At 68.3% G+C, this 18,307-nt stretch carries 6 protein-coding genes, 1 other RNA gene and 1 pseudogene; 1 reads left to right on the top strand and 7 read right to left on the bottom strand.

Translation table 11 applies throughout. The annotated features are described in order from the left end of the window. Positions 1 to 53: 53 nt before the first annotated feature. From ACQHII_RS33750 to ACQHII_RS33720, 7 genes and pseudogenes are all read right to left on the bottom strand, one after another. Positions 54 to 4,193: an Eco57I restriction-modification methylase domain-containing protein gene (locus tag ACQHII_RS33750; protein WP_427922819.1), complete on the bottom strand. Its 4,140-nt coding sequence runs from the start codon at positions 4,191 to 4,193 to the stop codon at positions 54 to 56. Continuing rightward, entirely contained in the window at positions 4,193 to 7,156 is a 2,964-nt protein-coding gene (locus ACQHII_RS33745) for a DEAD/DEAH box helicase (RefSeq protein ID WP_427922818.1), read from the bottom strand. Before ACQHII_RS33745 ends, ACQHII_RS33750 begins: the two co-directional genes overlap by 1 nt. Before the next feature lie 38 nt (positions 7,157 to 7,194). Further along, positions 7,195 to 13,494: a protein kinase domain-containing protein gene (locus ACQHII_RS33740; RefSeq protein ID WP_427922817.1), complete on the bottom strand. Its 6,300-nt coding sequence runs from the start codon at positions 13,492 to 13,494 to the stop codon at positions 7,195 to 7,197. 263 nt (positions 13,495 to 13,757) lie between these two features. Beyond that, positions 13,758 to 14,167: RNase P RNA component class A (rnpB, locus tag ACQHII_RS33735), an RNA gene on the bottom strand. Between the two features lie 139 nt (positions 14,168 to 14,306). Then, positions 14,307 to 15,089, bottom strand: a pseudogene (locus tag ACQHII_RS33730) (DMT family transporter); the annotation flags it as partial. A gap of 22 nt (positions 15,090 to 15,111) precedes the next feature. Beyond that, complete coding sequence (locus tag ACQHII_RS33725) at positions 15,112 to 15,939, bottom strand: AraC family transcriptional regulator (protein ID WP_427922816.1); 828 nt, start codon at positions 15,937 to 15,939, stop codon at positions 15,112 to 15,114. Positions 15,940 to 15,988: 49 nt separating this feature from the next. Beyond that, positions 15,989 to 16,612 carry a TetR/AcrR family transcriptional regulator gene (locus ACQHII_RS33720; RefSeq protein WP_427922815.1) on the bottom strand — a complete coding sequence of 208 codons (624 nt, stop codon included), beginning with the start codon at positions 16,610 to 16,612 and terminating at the stop codon, positions 15,989 to 15,991. A 47-nt stretch (positions 16,613 to 16,659) separates the two neighbouring features. On the opposite strand from ACQHII_RS33720, the gene ACQHII_RS33715 reads away from it, so the two are divergent. Further along, complete coding sequence (locus ACQHII_RS33715; RefSeq protein ID WP_427922814.1) at positions 16,660 to 18,240, top strand: FAD-dependent monooxygenase; 1,581 nt, start codon at positions 16,660 to 16,662, stop codon at positions 18,238 to 18,240. Positions 18,241 to 18,307 lie beyond the last annotated feature (67 nt).

Raw genomic sequence — 18,307 nt, 5'->3', positions numbered from 1 at the left:
AGATTCCGGGAGGTGTCCCCTCAGGACACGAACGGGTTGGGCCGGGGCAGTGGTCACTTCGTCGCCTCGGGGTGCCGGGGGCCGTGGCCGGGTGGTGGGGTGAGGGGGGACGTGTAGGTCTCGCCGTCGATCAGCGGAGTGTCGAGCGAGACGCCGGCCGGGGCCATGCGGTCGTACTCAGCGAGGACCAGGTCCTTGGTGCGGTACGTGCCGTACTTGGCGATCTCGTTGTTCTTCAGGCCGCCGGTGTCGGACTGGAAGGTCTCCAGAATGTATTCGACGTCGTCACGGCTGATCCCATAGAGGTGGAAGAAGTACGCGTCCAGCTCAGCACGGATCTGAACACGGCGGGTCTCGTCCCATTGGAAGGGCGTGCCAGAGTCGTCCAAGTCTCGGGCCAGGGGGGTCATGTCGTGGGCGGTGTACACGAGTTCTAGGACTCGGGGAGTGATGAAGGGGGTGTGGGGGGCCAGGGAGTCAGGGGTTGGGACTGGGAGCTGTTTCCAGATGAAAAGCTTCATGTGTGCGTCGCTGATCTTCTGACGACTTACGAAGTCGAAGACCAGAGAACTCTGAGTCGCGATGAGAGCTGCAACCAAGTAGGGCGACACTCTCGGCAGCATCAACGGGTATGTTTCCACAACCGCCGCCCGAGGAATGAACGCGGGGATCGCAGTTCTTTCATTGGTCGAGGCAGTGATGTCTCGCAGGCCACAGAGCCAATCCTGATCCCACTGGGCCTCAGCCAAGCGCAGAGCAACCCCGGAGATACCGGTATCCTTGCCCTTCCGGCGCGTGGCGATCTTCCCATCCTCTGCAATCCAGTTGAGAGGGATCGCAAGTCGCTCCGCATCTAGCAGTTCTTCCTCAGTGAGGCGCCTCGGTTGATTCTGTCGACTTACTGCCGTTTCGCTCTTAACCACGTCGGCCGCGCGATGATTATACAGGTCGACCATCTTCGCCTCGTAGAGAGGCAGCATTCGTTGCCCTTGCCGCGTGAATGTATTACCGTCAAAAGCCCACCCTTCAGCCAACAGCTCCTCACGCTTGCGAAATAGATCAGAGTCATCTGTGGTGTTGAATAGGTTCTTGAACGTGATTCGCCAGTGATTGCCGTTCCGTTGGTTCTCATCCCACAAGACTGGGACACGGCCGTAGATTGCCGACGTGAGGTCCGCATCACGCCGCGACCGGAAGATCGGAAGCGTTCCGGTGTTGGGATTGATGAGACTGATCTCGGCGGGGCTAAGCGCGAACACACTGTCCGCGTTGTCGAGTTCGGCAGGGTCCGAGAGGAAGAATGCGAAGCGGGCGGCAGGCTCGCGCAGGGCGGGTCCAACCATCGAGAGCAGGCAGAACTTGTAACGAGAATCCACGCCAACGAAGAGCGGCTTGCGGTTATCGAAGTCGTACAGCGACGCAATGGCACCACGCTTCGTGAATTCACTGAACAGGTACTGCGCTCCCGCATTCGTTGCAATACCTGTCGGAATAATGCATCCGACTCGCCCAATCGGCGCCACGATAGACGCTAGCCGCTCGGCGAAAAGCTGGTCCGTTTGAAGCGAATTGACTCCTTTAACCGTCAAACCTTTCCCGCACATTGGAAATGCCCCCGAACTCCCCGCAAACAGGAAGGACGACTTGACTCTCCGCCGCGCCTCGCGATACTGCTCCCCCGCGTCCGGGTTCTCCTGCTCCCACTCCTCAATCCGCGTACGGCGCACGGTCCCCGAGATCTCTGCGATGGACGGCTCGACCACGCTGAAGTACTTCTTGTCCTCGAAGTCAACCTTGTCCCACGGCGGATTCCCGACCACACACGAGAATCCCCCTGCCCACCCCGCAGCCGGGCCCACATCAACCCCAGCCTCGCCATCCCCCTCCGGAACCGCAAAAACCTCCGGAAACTCCAAGTGCCAATGAAAGAACCGGTATTCACGACTCAGCCGCACCACCTCATCATGCGTGGCCTTGGACGCAGCTGTCCCCTCCGGATCCTGCAACCCTCGGAACACCTCATCCGTGATCGCGGGCGGCGCATCCTTCGTCTTCTCCCACACGAACGCCGCGCACCACACGTCCGCGACATGCAGCGCCTGCAAATAATCCGCGGACTGCGCCCACTCCCCATACGCCTCCGCCTGCTTGCGCACCTCGCGCAGTGGTCCGGCCGGCGCCGAGATGATCCTCCGCAGTCCGCTCGCGAACACCGCGTTGGAGACCCTCATCCCGGCCTCCGTATCGAACATGCTCAGCTGCTGCCCGCGCTGCTTGTCATTCAGCTTGCCCAACTGCCGTGCGAACGCCGGGTCGTCGCCCTCCACCGCCTTGAACGCCTCGTTGGGGATGCCGCCCCGCAACAGCTTCGGCGTGGCCCCAATCAACCCGTTCCCCAGCTTGATATGCGCGTCAAGGAAGCTGAGCGCCTTACCAGGCTCCAGAGCTTCCAACCACAGAGACACCTTGGCCAGCTCCACCGCCATCGGGTTGAGGTCGACCCCGAACACACACCGCGCGATGACCTCATGCAACGCATGCCGTACCGCGACCGGCGTCGGCTCCGGGTTCCGCTCGCGAACCGCCGCCACCTGCTTGGCGATCCGCCGGGCCGCAGCGACAAGGAAGTGCCCGGAACCGCAAGCCGGATCACAAACCGTCAACCCCAGCAGCTCAGCCACGACGGCATCCGACGCGTCCACCTCACCCGACGCCGTCGCCTTCTGCTCACCCCGCTTCACGGCCTCCACAATGACCGGGTCGAGTGTCGAGTCGAGCAACGTCTCGATCAGCGAGGTCGGCGTGTAGTACGAGCCGGTCTTCTTGCGGTCGTTGCCAAGGCGGTTGACGAGTTCGAAGGTGCGGTCCGTCGCGCTGTGCTTGGGGACGAGTTCGAGCAACGACTCATAGATCGAACCGAGTTCCTCGGAACCCATGTTGCGATAGTCGACCGGCCGCCACCGCGACGAGCCCTCGTCACGGATACGGGAGAGGTGCCGTACCGCCTCCAGCAGATACGCGTTCGACAGTGACTGCCCACGCAGCGGCGCATCCGCGTCCGTGTCGTCGAATAGCCCGCCAAGTCCCGGCAGACCCAGCTCCGGTCTCCCATCCACATCACCGAGCGCACCGAGGGTGATGTTCAACGCAGCGTGAAGGTCCGTGTGCGCTGTACCCCGGCGACGGTTCGCCTGCTCCCGCAATCGCGCCGTCGAGAAGTACTTCGCGTATCGCAATCGCGCCTGCTCACTCGCCTCCTCCGGGTGAAGGGCGTCCCGGTCCTCGGCCACGAACAGGAAGATCAGTCGGTACGCCATCCGCAACAGCGCCGCGTGGAAGTCGTCGACATCCAGGTCACGACGCAGCTCAGCATTGTCGGGATGCTTCAAGAACCCCGTACCCAGCGTCGTAATGGCCTTCTGGACACCGTCACGGTGATGGTCCAGAGCCCGCGTCCCCGACGCGATCGCCTCCGTACGCCACTTCTCCAGCCAGCAGCCCGACGCCGCCGCGCCGTCCTCCACCTGGAACCGCGAGACGTGCAGCAGCCGGTACAGGAGGACGAACTCGCTGAAGAGTTCCCCGTCGAAGATCGCTTCGAGGTCGAACTCGACGTACGAGGCCGTGGCCAGGGCACTGGAGTCACGCAGCAAACGCAGCTGGCGGCCGTTCGTGAGGACCGCCCACAGGTGATCCTCCGTCCGGTTGAGGCACTCCTGGACCAGGGAGTGCGGCGGGACCGTGCCCGCTCCGCCGGAACGCTTGTCAAGGACGGCGTTCCAGGGGGCCATGTGAACCGGCACATGCTGCCAGCTGTGGGTCACCTCGAAGGTCTTCGTGCCGTCGTCGGCGGGGATGCCGAGCGGGCCGACAGTCCCCAGGCGCCCGAAGCCCAGCTCGTTGAAGAGCGGTTCGAGCCACTGGGCGGTGGCGAGACCCGTCGGGTCGGGTGGGGTCTCCGCCTCGGGGGCCACGGGGAGCTTGGTGCGCAGCTCCAGCCAGACGGACTTCAGATAGTCCCAGTGGCGTTCGGCTTCATCGCGTACCGAACGGGCGCCGATGATCCGGTAGTCGGCGGGCTTCGAGCCCACCACGTCCTTGCCCTCGGAAATACGGACCAGCATGTCGGCGGGGATGAGGCCGCCGATGGTGTGGACGGCGGAGAACACCTGGTTGCGGGTGGTGACGGACATCAGGCGCTCTCTCCGGTCGTCATCGTCATAGCGGGCGCGGTTGTCCCGTCAGGCCCGTACGGAAGGTAGACATAGGCACCGAGGATGTCGGCGGGCTTCTGCACGCTCACCCGCAGACCCCGGATGATCTCGCCGGAGGCGGTACGTACGCGGCGGTGGGCGTCGAGGAGTTCGGCGGCCAGCTTCTCGCCGTACTCCTCCAAGTGCGCCTTTGTGGAGCCTAGTTGGGCAAGGATGCGAGTCATGGTGCGCTCGCCGAAGTGCGGGTCGGTGTTCTCCGCGGCCTCGGCCCTCGCCACGTCGAGGGCGGTCTGCTGCGGGAGCCAGAGCGCGTTCTTCGGCGCGCCCTCGAAGGCGACCAGTCGGGCGTCCTCGGCGACGAGCTGCTTCTCTCCCGACCGGGACGGCAGTGTGAGGTGGAAGCGGTAGCGGACCAGGAGGAGAGTGGTGCGGACGGTCACGGCCGTCGTCGTGACGACACCGCAGCGGCGGGCCGGGCGAGGGCCGTCCGCCTCCGCATCCAGGGCGGTGTTGAGGACGTGTCCCGCGAGTGCGCCGACGACCGGGTCGGTGCGGACCAGGGCGGACTCGCCTCGGGCCACCGCCGATGTCGTACGGAAGGGGACCGGCCTGCCCCGCTCCACCGCGTCGCCGCCCACGACGGAGGCGAGCGCGTCGCGCAGGCCGGCCGGAGTGCCGCTCACGTCGGAGGTGAAGTCGCCCGTGCCGTCGTTGACTTCGCGCTGGACCGCGCCGAGGGCGTGCAGTGAGTGGCGTACGAAAGAGTGGATCTCGCCCGCGTCGCCGAGGGTGTCCCGGATGGCCGCCACCTCGCGGGCGACCTCCTCGGGGTGGATGGCGCGCTGGGCGAACTTGGAGCGGGAGGTCGTCTCGCGCTCGGCCGCGGAGTTCCAGTCGGCTTCCAGCTGGGCGGCTCTCGTGTCGAGCGTCTCCAGGGCGTCGAGTCCGAACAGGCCTTCCTGCTCGGGTCGTTGGCCGCGCATGAGGAGCCATTCGACGATGGCGTCCGTGACGCCGGAGGACATCTCGTCGGGGACCGAGACGGAGATTCCGAGGTCCTTGCGGATCTGGCGGTGCTTCTTGATGAGGACTTCGAGGACCTTGCCATCGATGCCGTTGTCGTTGCCGTAGAGGGTGATGACGCGGACTTCGTCGCGCTTCTGGCCGTACCGGTCGACGCGGCCTTCACGCTGGTCGTGCCGGGTCGGGTTCCAAGCGAGGTCGTAGTGGACGACGGCGTCGAAGTAGTGCTGAAGGTTGACGCCCTCGGAGAGGCAGTCAGTGGCGATCAGGACCCGGCGGGCCGCCGGGTCGTCGCCCGCCTCGGTCGCCAACTCCTCGATGCGGCCGATGCGTTGCTGTGGGGAGAGGGTGCCGGTGACCGACTTGACGACGGTCTTTTTGCCGAGCTTTCCCTCCAGGTGGGCGGCCACGTACTCGGCCGTCGGGATGTACCGGCAGAAGACGATGGGGTTGTAGCCGTCGGCGACCAGCGCCTTGAGGTGTCTGACGAGGGCCTTGAGCTTCAGATCTCCCGCCGGTCCCTCCAACGCCTCCGCGCGGTCGGCGAGTTCGGCGAGAAGCGCGCCCGGCTCGGACATCAGACCGGTCTCCGCGCCCGGCGCGACGTCCTGGCCCTCCATCGTGTCGTTCTCCGTGGAGTCCTGGGTGACGTGCGCGCTCAGCTTGTCCGCCTCTGCGGCGGTCGTGGCGGTTGCCGCGGCCGATCGCGTACGCAGCGTCTGCGCCGCCGCTCGCGGTGAGGAGACCAGCGAGCGCAACAGCGCGATCGCCGACCACCAGGCGATCCGGGCCTCGCGCTTGCCCTGCGCACCGGCCGCCTCCACGCGCTCCCCGGCGTACGCGATGGCGTCGTCGAGGAGGGCTCGGTATTCGGGCGAGAGCTTGTACGTCTCGTCCTTGAAGAAGCGGTCGGAGGGGAACGCCGTCTTCTCCGCGAGGCGGTCGTCGCCGAGGCCGTCCTCCTTCGTCAGGTACTCGCGTACGTCCGCGCGCTTGCGCTGCACGAAGTGCTGGGCGAGCAGCTCACGACCGGCTCGCGAGTCGAAACTCGCCTCTGCCAGTTCCGGCTTGACCAGGCCGAGCAGGTTGCGGAACGCCGACTCCTTGCCGCTGTGCGGAGTGGCCGTCACCAGGAGCAGATGCCGGCCGACGTCGGCCGCGACCCGCTTCAGCAGTTCGTAGCGCAGCTGGTTGAGCGTGGAGGTGTTCTCGTCGGCGGCCACGCAGGTGTGTGCCTCGTCGACGATCACCAGGTCCGGGCAGTGGCGTACGAAGTCGTCGCGGTGGCGGGTGGACTTGATGAAGTCCGTCGAAACGATCACGTTCGGGTACTTGTCGAAGAGCGACTGGCCGAGGTCGAGGCCACGCTCCAGGCGGGAGACCGTCGAGGCCAGGACGAGTTCCGCGTCGATGCCGAACTTGCCGCGCAGCTCCTCCTGCCACTGCTCGGCGAGGGCCGGCGAGCACAGCACTGCGAGCCCGCTCGCCTCGCCCTGGGCGAGCAACTCGCTTGCGATCAGGCCCGCTTCGACGGTCTTGCCGATACCCACGTCGTCGGAGATCAGCAGGCGTACGGTCTTCTGCCGCAGCGCCATGAGCAGCGGTACGAGCTGGTACGCGCGCGGCTCGACGGCGATTCCCGCCAGCGACCGGAACGGGCCCGCACCCGCGCGGAACCCGATGCGCAGCGCCGAGCGCAGCAGTCCCGCTGCCTGGGCGTCCCCCAGGTCCGACGGCACGGGCGCCTCGAACTCCGCGTGCCTGACGTCCTCGAACGCGGGGAACACGGCGGCGATGTCGTCGTCGGCCCCGCCCAGCGGGCGCAGGACCAGCATGTCGTCGGCGCTCTGGGGCAGCACGACCCAGTCGCGGCCACGGGCGGTGACCAGGGAACCGGTGGAGTAGGTGGACGTCGTCATCGGGGGTTTCCTCGGGTTGTCGCGTGCGGTTCCACGGGTCAGTGTCCGGTCCCGGAGCCGGTTCCGGTGCCGAAGTAGCGGGCGTGTTCTGCCGCGACCTCGGCCCAGTCGTCGTCGTAGCGGAAGCGGACGACATCCCAGCGCTGGTCGTACAGGCGCTCTTCGGCGTCCTCGTCGCGGTCGGCGATCGCTTCGTGGTCGTGGACGGGGCCGTCGACGAAGACGGCGACGTTCACGCCGGGCAGCCGGTAGACGTAGTCGGGGCGGGCGAGCGCTTCGGAGACGAAGGTCTGTGCCTCGTCAGGCAGGCGCAGGCCGTTCTCCTTGAGCCAGCGGACGAAGTCGCGCTCAAGTGTGGACTCGGACTGCTCAGCCAGGCGCTCCAGTTGCTCCGTGCGGCTCTCACCGCGGCCGGTGGTCTCGGCTTCGGCGGTGGCGAGGCGCAGCAGCAGGTCGCGTACGGAGTGGCGGTCGATGGCTCCGTGGTTGAGCTGGTTGCCGTAGGTGAGCAGGCAGTCGTAGCAGCCTCGGGCACAGGGGCGGGCCGTTCCGGGGAGTGCGAGGTCGTTGCCGTGCTCGTCGAAGTGGCAGATCTCCAGGGCGCGACCGGCCGCCTTGGCCAGAGCCTTGCGCTCGGACTGGAGACGGCGCAGGACGCCGGCGCCGCCCTCCGCGGCCTCGGTGAACAGGAGTCGGTCGCGTGGTCCGTCGTCCGGGGGCAGCAGTTCGCTAGTGAGCTCCGAGTCCTCCAGCTCGTACGCCGCCTCGATGCCTCGCTCCAGGGCGTACATCAGGGTGAGCGCAACGGGCTCGTCGAGCGGTTCGTCGAGGGTGGTGACGAGGATGTTGCGGCGGTCCTCGACGTAGGGGATGACGCGCTTCTTGCGGCGCTTCTCGTTGCCGTCGGCGTCGATCACCGGCATCTCGCCGGAGTCTCCCGAGGCGTCCGAGGCGTCGCGTTCGTTCATCCAACGGCCGTCGCCCGGGTCGAGCCAGAAGCCGTCCGGCTCGTCCGGCTTGGCACGCAGACGGCCCAGGTTGGTGATACGGACGGTCGCCGAGTCGCCGTAGGAGAGGGTGGCGAGCCGACCGGTCGCGTCGCCGAGGAGCGCGTCCTGGCGGCCGGGGCGGGTGCCGTGGTCCTGGAAGCGGTAGGAGGTGACCAAGCGGAATCCCGCCCTGCGCCGCTCCTCCTCGTCGGAGGAGATGCGCTCGCGGCGCTGCGTGTAGACCGTGTGCAGCGCGAGGAGGCCGTAGGTCGGCGGGGACAGCGGCTGCTTGCACATCTGACAGCGGTCGGCACGCTCGTCCATGTCGTGGTGGTAGCCGCAGCTTCCGCAGCGACGTGCCTCGCTGGTGGTGACGTCACCGGTGGCGTCCGCGTCCGGGGGCAGCTGGATGCGGGTGACCTGGTAGCGGGCGCCCTCGTGGTAGATGAGCGCGCCGGGGCCGAACTCGCGGATGGCGAGGAAGCGCGGACGCTGGAGATAGTCACCGTCGCCGAAGCGGCGTCCCGTAATGGGGATGTACGCGGCGAGCGGCAAACGGGGGAAGGAGTAACCGGGCAGGAAGCCCTCGGAGGCGAGATAGCGGTAGGGGTTGAAGTCGGAGAGGACCGACTTGCTGTCCGGGGTCTCGTTCTTGAGGAGGTTGAGCTGTGTTTCGGCTTCCTTGCGGCGACTGACCGCGATTCTGCGGTCGCGCTCCGAGAGGGAGTGGTCGAGGACCCGCTTGTTCTGCACGTACTGGTCGCCGAGGGCTGCCCTGAACAGATCGCGCCAGCGGTCGAAGGCCCGGTTGAAGCGCTCGCCGGCCGCACGGACCTTGTCGTCGATCCAGGTCTCGTCCCACCAGGTGGTCTTCGCGAACTCGGGCAGCAGCTCACCCAGAACCTGACGCGCGGCGGCGATGGTGCGGGCCTGGGCGCGGGTGTCGTGGAGGGCGGCGGCGATGTGCTCATGCAGCGCGAGTGCGGGATCAGGGCGACCCGTCCCCTCCACGTAGCCGATGTCGACGACCTCAGGGACGGCGCGGCCCAGCTTCAGTCCGGCCTCGGCCAGCCAGATGGCCTGGATGTGGGAACGTACGAGATCCTCGTTGGCGAGGTCCAGGCGCGGCGGGACGACGGCACCCGCGACCATCCGCTCCGAGCGGCGGAAGTAGTACTGGTCGTGGCTGTTGCCTGTCGCACAGTACGTGGTGACGAGTGCGGGCTGGCCGCTTCGGCCCGCCCGGCCGCTGCGCTGGGCGTAGTTGGCGGGTGTGGGAGGCACGTTGCGCATCAGCACCGCGTTGAGCGAGCGGATGTCGACGCCCAGCTCCATGGTGGGCGAGCAGTAGAGAAGCTTCAACTTGGCCTCGCCGAAGTCGACTTCGCGTTGCGCGCGCTCGGCCGGGTCGACCTGCGCGGTGTGTTCGCGGGCGAGGAGTCCGGCGAGTTCGGAGGCGGCGTTCTGGTACAGGTTGCGGAAGAACTCGTTGACGCGGGGGCCGTCGCCGCTCGCGTAGGTGCGGGTCAGCGGGTCGTGGGCGCCGGTCTCGCCCGTACCTGCGTGCCAGACCAGGGAGGCCGCGGAGACCCGGTAGCTGGTGACGGAGGGTCCTGCGGGACGGCGGTAGCGGGCGGCGGCGTACTGCGGTGTGGTCTCGACCTTGGTGACCAGTCCGGCCTTTTCGAGGACCTTCAGGAGCTCCTCAATGATCGACTGGATGTCGGTGGTGTCGAGGTCTCCGAACCTGGCACGGTCCACGCGACGCAGGTACTTGCCGAACTTGCCGCGCGCGGACAGGAAGAGACCGGAGCGGTCCATGCCGGGGCGCGAGGGCTGCGGGTAGGCGGTGCCGACCTTGGGGGCGTCGCTCTTGCCGAGCACCCAGGGATCGACGAGTCGCTCCTCACTGGCGCGCTGGAGCGTGTCGAAGTCGTCGCGGAAGTACTGGACGTCGACGGCGAGGGCGCGGCGCATCTCGTCGAGGAGCGCCTTCATGATCTCGGCGCGCAGGCCCGCGTCGGCGCTCTTCAGCGCGGCATGGGTGCGGTCCCAGCGCTCGTCGCGGCCCGCCACCCAGTCGAGGTCGGCGTAGCGGATCTCCAGGAGGCCGGTCTGCTCCAGGTTCGGCATGGTGATGCGCCAGCCGCGCTCCAGATCCAGGTAGAGGCGGAAGGCGATGACATCGCGCAGCGTCTTGGCCGCGTTGCGCAGCATGTTGGGCGGGAGGTCGTCGTTGCCGGTGTAGTCGACGGAGTCGAGGCCGAGCGCGCCCGCGACCCGGGAGGCGAGTTCCTCGTGGGTGATGCCCTCTTCGCCGGCCTGCAAGGCGGCCTGGTACAGAGCGCCGCGCAACTGGGTGACCTGCGCGAAGTCATTGAAGTGACCGGCCTGGAGGGAGGCGTCCTGGCGGTTGTCCACGAACGTGAGGAGCTTGCGTGCCTCCTTGTCGAGGGCCCCCTCGGGCACCGCCTTCAGGGATCGCACGATGGACGCGGAGATCAGCGAGGTCGCCGAGGAACGGCCCTCCTGGTCGAGCGTGGCCAGCTTCGCGAAGTCCCGGCCGCGCGTCTGCTCGTAACTGACTCTGCAGTGCGGGCAGAAGAGGAACGGCGAGGGAATGTAGGCCGCCTTCAACTCGCCCTGTCCCTCGGTGCCGTAGGGGTCGACGGTGACGGCTCGCGGCAGCCGGTCGCGGTAGGTCTTCTTGACGACCTCCTGGCCCTTGTCGTCGGTCTCCAGCCAGGACTCCGGCAACCGCCCCTCGGCGATGGCCTGTTCGGGAGAGGACGGCCAGGGGTTCTCGGGGTCGATGTACAGGTAGCCGTCACCCGCCCGGCCGCCAGTGGCGGAGGTGTCGCGGCGCGGCTCGTAGAAGTAGTCGCCGTTCTTCTCCGAGCGCCACACCGTCAGGTATTCCTGGCCGCATTCACGGCAGAAGGCCAGCGGCATGAGGACCTTGCCCCCGGAGCCGGGCTGCTCGCGCTGGTAGTCGCGGGTGAGATGGCGGTCGGACTTGCCCTCCAGAGTGACGTAGACGGTGTCGCCCTTGGAGAGGAACTGATGGAGGCGGAAGGCGAACAACGGACGCCCTGTGACGGGGTGTTCGGCCTGGGAACCGGCCTCCAGGGTGGTGCGGATCGCCTGGGCGCACTGTTCCTCCGACAGTCCGCTTTCCGAGGCGAGCCGGGCCGCCGCCGTCTCGATCCGGGCCGGCTTCTGCCGCACGAGGTGACCCGTGCCCTTGCCGTCGGCCTCCTCCTCGACCAGACCGAAGTACGCCTCGATCCAGCGGGCGAGCGGGTCCTTCACCAGTGCGTCGTAGGCACGCGGGGCGGTGGCCGCCGCCAGTCGCTCGACGGGCACGGTCCGGGGCGGTTCGCCGGTGGCGCGCACCAACGTCTCGCCGATGACTTGTTCGCGGCGCACCGTCGTACCGAACAGCTTGGAGGCGACGTCGGCGACGACGTCCTTCTGGTCCTCGGTCGTGCCCTCCGTGGACATGGTGGCCGAGGTTCCGATGCACTGGAGGTTCTCCGCCCGGCAGGCCTCCCTGACCCGGCGGATGAGCAGGGCGACATCCGCTCCCTGGCGGCCCCGGTAGGTGTGCAGCTCGTCGAAGACCAGGAACTCCAGCCCCTCCGCCATCTTGATGAGGGAGCTGCGGTCGTCGGGCCGGGTGAGCATCAACTCCAGCATCACGTAGTTGGTGAGGAGGATGTCGGGGCGCTGGTCGCGGATCTCCTTGCGCCGGGCATCGTCCTCCTGACCGGTGTAGCGGGCGAAGGTGACCGGCTCCCGCCCGTCCCCGTATCCGTCGCGGAGGAACTTCTCCAGTTCCTTGAGCTGGCTGTTGGCGAGGGCGTTCATCGGGTAGACGATGATCGCCCTGACTCTCTTGCGGGCCTTCGGGCCTTCCTCCTCGCGCGCCTTCAGCACCCGGTTGACGATCGGGACGATGTACGAGAGGGACTTGCCTGAGCCGGTTCCCGTGGTCAGGACGTACGACTCGCGGGAGGCCGCGGCGTCGATCGCCTGACGCTGGTGCCGGTGGAAGGTGAGTGGTCGGCCGTCGCAGCTGGTGCCGTGCGGGGTCTTGCCCGCCTGGAAGATCTTCGCGCATTCGGCGTGGAGCACACCCTTGGCGGCCAGCTCCGTCACGGTGCCCGCGGACGCGAAGAACGGGTTCAGCGAGAGCCAGGGGTGAGGCCACTGGGACTTCGCGTTGAGGTCGTCCTGGACGAACGCGTGGATCCGCTCGTCACGGATGACCGTGCTGCCCTCGGTGAACTCCCGGTATTCCTCGATCAGTTTGCGGTGCACGCCGAAGACGTCCATGCCGGAGCCGGAGGGACCAGCGCTCTCCTCGGGCTCTTCCTGCCCGGCACCCGCCGTATGCCGCTCGGCCTGCACTGCCGCCAGATGACGTACGGGATCGAACTCGTCCCAGCCGGGGATACGGGTCTCCCGGGAGTCCTGGACCGCGAACGGCCGCAGGGCGTCACGGACCGCGATGGCGTCGGCAGGCCGATCCGCCGGGCTCTTGGCCAGCAGCCGTTCGACGAGCCGGGCGAGGCTCTCGGGAATGTCCTTGCGGATCAGGCGCAGCGGCGGCGGATCGTCGTTGACGTGCTTGGTGGCGAGTTCGAAGGCGCTCTGCTCGACGAAGGGCGGGTGTCCGGTCAGCATCTCGTACAGGCCGCAGCCCAGCGCGTACAGATCAGCGGCCGGCGTGACCCGGCTGGCCTCGAACTGCTCGGGCGCCATGTAGCGCGCCGTTCCGACGGTGACGCCGCTGCTGGTGAGGTTGCCCGTGCCCGGATCGTCGATGAGCCGCCCCATGCCGAAGTCGAGAACCTTGACCGCTCCGCCCCGGGTCAGCATCACATTGCCCGGTTTCAGATCCCGGTGGATGACGCCGACCTTGTGGGCGGCTGCGAGTCCTGCCGCGATCTGGATTCCGATGGCAGCCACCCAGTCGACGGGTAGTTGGGGCTGTTCCGCGATGAGGTCGGAAAGGGGGTGGCCGTCGAGCAGTTCCATGGCCAGATACGGCAGTCCGCCGTTGTTCTCGTCGACTCCGCCGTCGATGATGCGGGGCAAGTTGGGGTGACTGGCGAGCTTGCGCATGATCCGCACCTCGCGGTCGAAACGATCGGCCGCCTTGGTGTCCGTACGAGTGTCAATACTGTCGCCGGACCGGCGGCGCAGGATGGTCTTGACCGCGACCTTTCGGTCCGCGGCGCCTTGGGGCACCTGAAGATCCTCGGCGCTGTGGACCTCACCCATGTTGCCTCTGCCGATCACTCCCCCGAGGCGGAACCGACCCGCAACGTCCTCGCGCAGCACAAGCTCTCCTTCTCCCCCATCGACACGCCTGGTGCCGAACGCACGACCCTCCTCTCTATGGTGACCGATGATCCGTTGTTTACCGCCCTGGAAACCCAGGTGGTCACGATCGAGCGCCCCGCTTCGCACGGAACACCGGGCGCAAAACGTACATACACACGTGAGACAGGAAAATGCCGGAAACCACAGGCACAAGCAGGGGACTTGACCCCAAACTCGAAATGGCTCTCCTCAGGGACTTTCTCCGGGCAGGGCCATAAAGGCAGACGAGCCGGGCCGTACGCCGGGTTCTGTTTCCGGGAAGACCTCACGATCCTCCCGGCGACGGCCATCCATCTAGGACCGGTGTTGCCACCGGCCTCGTGCGGTCTACCCGCGGACTCGGGCGGGCAGCCCTCGGACGTCCGCGCAGAGCCACCTTTTACAGTGGCTCCTTTTGACCTTGCTCCGGGTGGGGTTTACCTAGCTGCCCAGGTCACCCTGGGCACTGGTGGTCTCTTACACCACCGTTTCACCCTTACCGAAGACCGAAATCCCCGGCGGTCTGTTTTCTGTGGCACTGTCCCGCGGGTCACCCCGGGTGGCCGTTAGCCATCACCCTGCCCTGTGGAGCCCGGACGTTCCTCGGGGAGTTCCCGCTAGGGGCACTCCACGCGGCCGTCCGCCCGGCTCGTCTGCCGTGTCGACCATGCTACCGGGCGGGCGCGGCCCCGCCGACCGACGTCCGATCCGCCCCCACCCGGCCCCGCCGTAGCCAGCACCGACCCCGCCAGAATCAACGTGAACGCCACCCCGATGCCCACCGTCAGGTCCTCCCCCAGGAACAGCGCCCCCGCCGCCACCGCGACCGCCGGGTTGACGTACGTGATCACTGTCGAACGGGTCGGGCCGACCTCCTTGATGAGTTCCAGGAAGGCCACGAACGCCACCGCCGTGCAGATCACGCCCAGGCCGGCGAGGGAAGTCAACACCTGAGCCGAGGGCACGGTGGACGGCCACGTCAGCGCCGCCGCCGGGGCGTACACCAGCGCCGCCAACGCCAGGCACGGCGCCGTCAGTTGGAGCGTCGGGACGTCCTTCAGGTAGCGCGCCGCTATCAGGGGCGCCGTCGCGTAGCCCAGCACCGTCAGCAGCACCTCCGCCAGGGAGCGCGCGTCGCCGCCCGTCAGGTGCGGGACCGTGAGGACAGTGACCCCGGACAGGCCGAGCGCCAGGCCCGCCACCCGGCGCGCGCCCAGCCGCTCCGCGTCGCCGAAGAAGCGCGCCATCAGCACGCCCACGATCGGTACGCCCGCGATCAGCAGGCCCGCCGTAGAACTCGACAGGTGCCGTTCCGCGTCCGTCAGGGTGAACCACGGGACGATGATCTCGATGCACGCGAAGGCCAGCATGGGGCGCCAGTGCGACCGGACCACACGCGTCAGGCCGCCCTGTCGCAGGGCGAAGGGGAGCAGGAGTACGGCGCCCAGGGCGCAGCGTGTGAAGACGACCATGAACGGGGAGAGCGGGGCGTCCACCGCCACCTTGATCATCAGGTAGGGGATGCCCCACACCACTCCCATCAGGGAGAACAGGAACCAGCCGCGTGCAGTCATACGGCGAGGATGCGCCGTCCCCTCATCGGGCGTCTTGAACGCTGTTGCGGTACGCCGCCGGGGTCACCCCGAGCACCCGCCGGAACCAGCGGGTCAGATGCGCCTGGTCCGCGAAGCCCACCTGGGCCGCGACCTCGGCGGGGCGCCCACCCGCGTCCAGCAGGCCGCGCGCCCGGGTGACCCGGTACTGGGCGAGCCAGGCGTACGGCGGTATGCCCATCGTCGTACGGAAGGCCCGGAGGAGTTGGTAGCGGGACAGGTCGAAGTCCGCGGCCAGGGCGGAGAGCGACGGCGGGGTCAGCAGGTCGTCCGCCAAGCGGTCCCGCACCGCGTGCGCCACCCAGGCCGCGCCCACCAGCAGGTCCGGTGCCGGGCGGGATGTCGAGTGGCGGCGGGCCAGCGCCGTGAGCAGCCACGGGAGGCGGGACTCGGCCTCCAACGGGTCGGGGCAGACGCTGAGTTCGGTGTGCGCGAGGCGGAACGCGCGGGCGAGTTCGGCGTCGTCGAGGAGCGGTTCGCGGAAGTGCGGGACGCCGCCGAGGGTGCCGTCGGTCAGGAGTGCCGGGTCGGCGTAGAGGGCGCGGTAGGCGTAGCCGGCGGTGGGGCTGCCGGGGCCGCCGGTGTGCATTTCGCCGGGGGCGAGTACGACGATGGAGCCGGGGGTCGTACGGATGTGGCCGCCGCGGTAGTCGATGAGTTCGGAGCCGTCGACACAGACGCCGATCGTGAACTCCTCGTGGGCGTGCGGGGCGTACACGTGCCGGTCGAAGCGGGCGGTCAGGAGGTCGAGCGGCGGGCCGCAGTGGCCCAGTCTCGCCCTCGTCCACAGGGCCTGTTCGCGTGCGTTCACCGGACGCACCCCCTTTCCTCCACAGGGTGCAACGCTCCGGGGTTCCGTGTCATGCCGGGGTGAGCGCCCGCTCCAGGATGTCGAAGGCCGCGTTCATCCGGTCCTGGTGGTCCTCGGCCGTCGCCTCCCCGCGTTCGCCGGCGAGCAGTCGGCGCGCGGTGGTGACGTAGACCGAGCGGTACGCGGCGACGATCAGGGCCGCGGCCAGGGCGGGGTCGGGGGTGTCCGGGGCGGTCTCGGCGAGGGCGTCGGACAGGGCGGTCTCGATCTCCTCCAGGCCCTCGCGGGCCCGGGCGCGCAGGGCCGGGGAGTCGATCACGACCTGCCAGAAGGCCGGGAAGTTGTCGTTGGGGCCGGCCAACGGGTGGTGCTGGTCGCGGAGTTCGAGCGTGAGGCGGCGCAGCGCGGCGAGCGGGGTCTCGTCCGGGGCGCGGTGGCGTACGGCCCCGCTGAGCACCTCGACCGCCTCCGGGATGCGGTCGAGGAACAGGTCCTCCTTGCGCGGGAAGTAGTTGAAGACGGTCATCGTGGAGACATCGGCTGCGCGTGCCACCTCCGCCACCGACACCCCGTCGAAGCCCCGCTCCTTGAACAGGCCCGTGGCCACGTTCGAGATCCGCTGCCGGGTCGCCCGCTTCTTGCGCTCTCTCAGGGAGAGCTCACCCTCGCTCATGAGAACAGTGTAGCGAACATAATTTTTTAGTGACTACACTCATAGCCATGGACACCGAGAACACTCAGAACACCGACACGAACTACGACGTCGTCGTCTCCGGAGCCGGCCCCGTGGGCCTGCTGCTCGCCGCCGAGCTGACCCTCGGCGGGGCCCGCGTGCTGGTCGTGGAGCGGCTGGCCGAGGTCGACGAGACGATCAAGGCCGGCGGCCTCAACTCCACGACCACCGTGGCCCTTTACCGGCGCGGACTGCTGCCCGAGCTGACCGCGATACACGAGGAGGCGATGAGCCGCTTCAAGGAGTTCAGGCGGACGCAGGGCGGCGGCGACAGCAGCCCCGTGCCGCCGCCGAAGTTCGCCGGGCACTTCTCCGGGATCATGCTGCGGGCCGATCTGCTCGACGAGTCGGACCCGGCCTTCACCGGCCTCGGCCCGGTCGACCGCGTCGGACTCGTCCCGCAGGCCCCGCTGGAGCGGCTGCTCGGCCGGCACGCCGACGCACTCGGCGTCGAGGTGCGCAGGCAGGTCGAGCTGACCGGCTTCGACGCCGACGAGGAGGGCGTGACGGTCCGCCTCGCGCCGACGGACGGCTCCGCGCCGTACACCGTCCGGGCCGGCTGGCTGGTCGGCTGCGACGGTGGCCGCAGCCTTGTGCGCAAGCTCGGCGGGATCCAATTCCCGGGCACCGCACCGGAGATCACCGGCTACCAGGCCATCGCCGACATGACCGGCACCGAACCGCTGCGCGGCGGCTGGAACACCACCGACGTGGGGACGTACGCCTTCGGCCCGTTGCCCGGACGGATCCTCACCGTCGAGTTCGACGGACCGCCCGAGGACCGCCAATCCCCCGTCACGGCCGAGGAGTTGCAGGCGAGCGTGCGCCGGGTGACCGGTGTCGACGTCACCGTGCAGAAGGTCCACTCCTCGACCCGGTTCACCGACAACTGCCGTCAGGCGGACACTTATCGGGCGGGCCGGGTGCTGCTCGCGGGCGACGCGGCGCACGTCCACTCGCCGTTCGGCGGGCAGGGGCTCAACCTCGGTGTCGGGGACGCGATGAACCTCGGCTGGAAGCTCGCCCTCGTCGTCCGCGGCCGGGCACCGGTCGAACTGCTCGACACCTACACCGCGGAACGGCATCCGATCGGCGCCTGGGTGCTCGACTGGACGCGCGCCCAGATCGCCGTGATGCGCCCCGAGCCGCACTCCCGCGCCCTGCGCTCGGTGGTCACCGACCTCGCGGGGACGGTCGACGGGACGACGTATCTCGTCAAGCGGATCTCCGGCGTCTGGCAGCACTACGACCTTCCCGGCGACCACCCGCTGACCGGCCGCAGCGCCCCCGACCTCGAACTCGCCGACGGCACCCGCCTCGCCGACCACCTCCACCACGGCCGCGCCCTCCTCCTCGACCTCGCCGACGACCCGAAACTCCGGGCCCGCGCGGACGGCTACGAGGATGTGGTGGACGTGCTCACCGCCTCCTGCCCCGGGCGTCCGGAACTCGCCGGGCTGCTGGTGCGGCCCGACGGGTTCACCGCCTGGGCGGCGGACACGGACGGCGCCGAGAACGATCCGACCGACGCGCTGCGGCTGTGGTTCGGCGCGCCGGCCGGTGCTTGACCCTGCCGTAACGTCAGCGTTTCCACTGGTCCCATGCGGATCGGAGAACTCGCCGACACCCTCGTAG

It is taken from the genome of Streptomyces sp. cg40 (assembly GCF_050320165.1).
In the GTDB taxonomy this organism is placed as follows: domain Bacteria; phylum Actinomycetota; class Actinomycetes; order Streptomycetales; family Streptomycetaceae; genus Streptomyces; species Streptomyces hokutonensis.
Note: the sequence above shows the minus strand (reverse complement) of the source record. Positions and strands in the feature narration are given on the sequence as shown.

Excerpts from the sequence above, each read along its gene's own strand:
- ACQHII_RS33750 (WP_427922819.1), bottom strand. The coding sequence starts at position 4,193 with ATGTCCGTCACCACCCGCAACCAGGTGTTCTCCGCCGTCCACACCATC.
- ACQHII_RS33715 (WP_427922814.1), top strand. The coding sequence starts at position 16,660 with ATGGACACCGAGAACACTCAGAACACCGACACGAACTACGACGTCGTC.
- ACQHII_RS33745 (WP_427922818.1), bottom strand. The coding sequence starts at position 7,156 with ATGACGACGTCCACCTACTCCACCGGTTCCCTGGTCACCGCCCGTGGC.
- ACQHII_RS33720 (WP_427922815.1), bottom strand. The coding sequence starts at position 16,612 with ATGAGCGAGGGTGAGCTCTCCCTGAGAGAGCGCAAGAAGCGGGCGACC.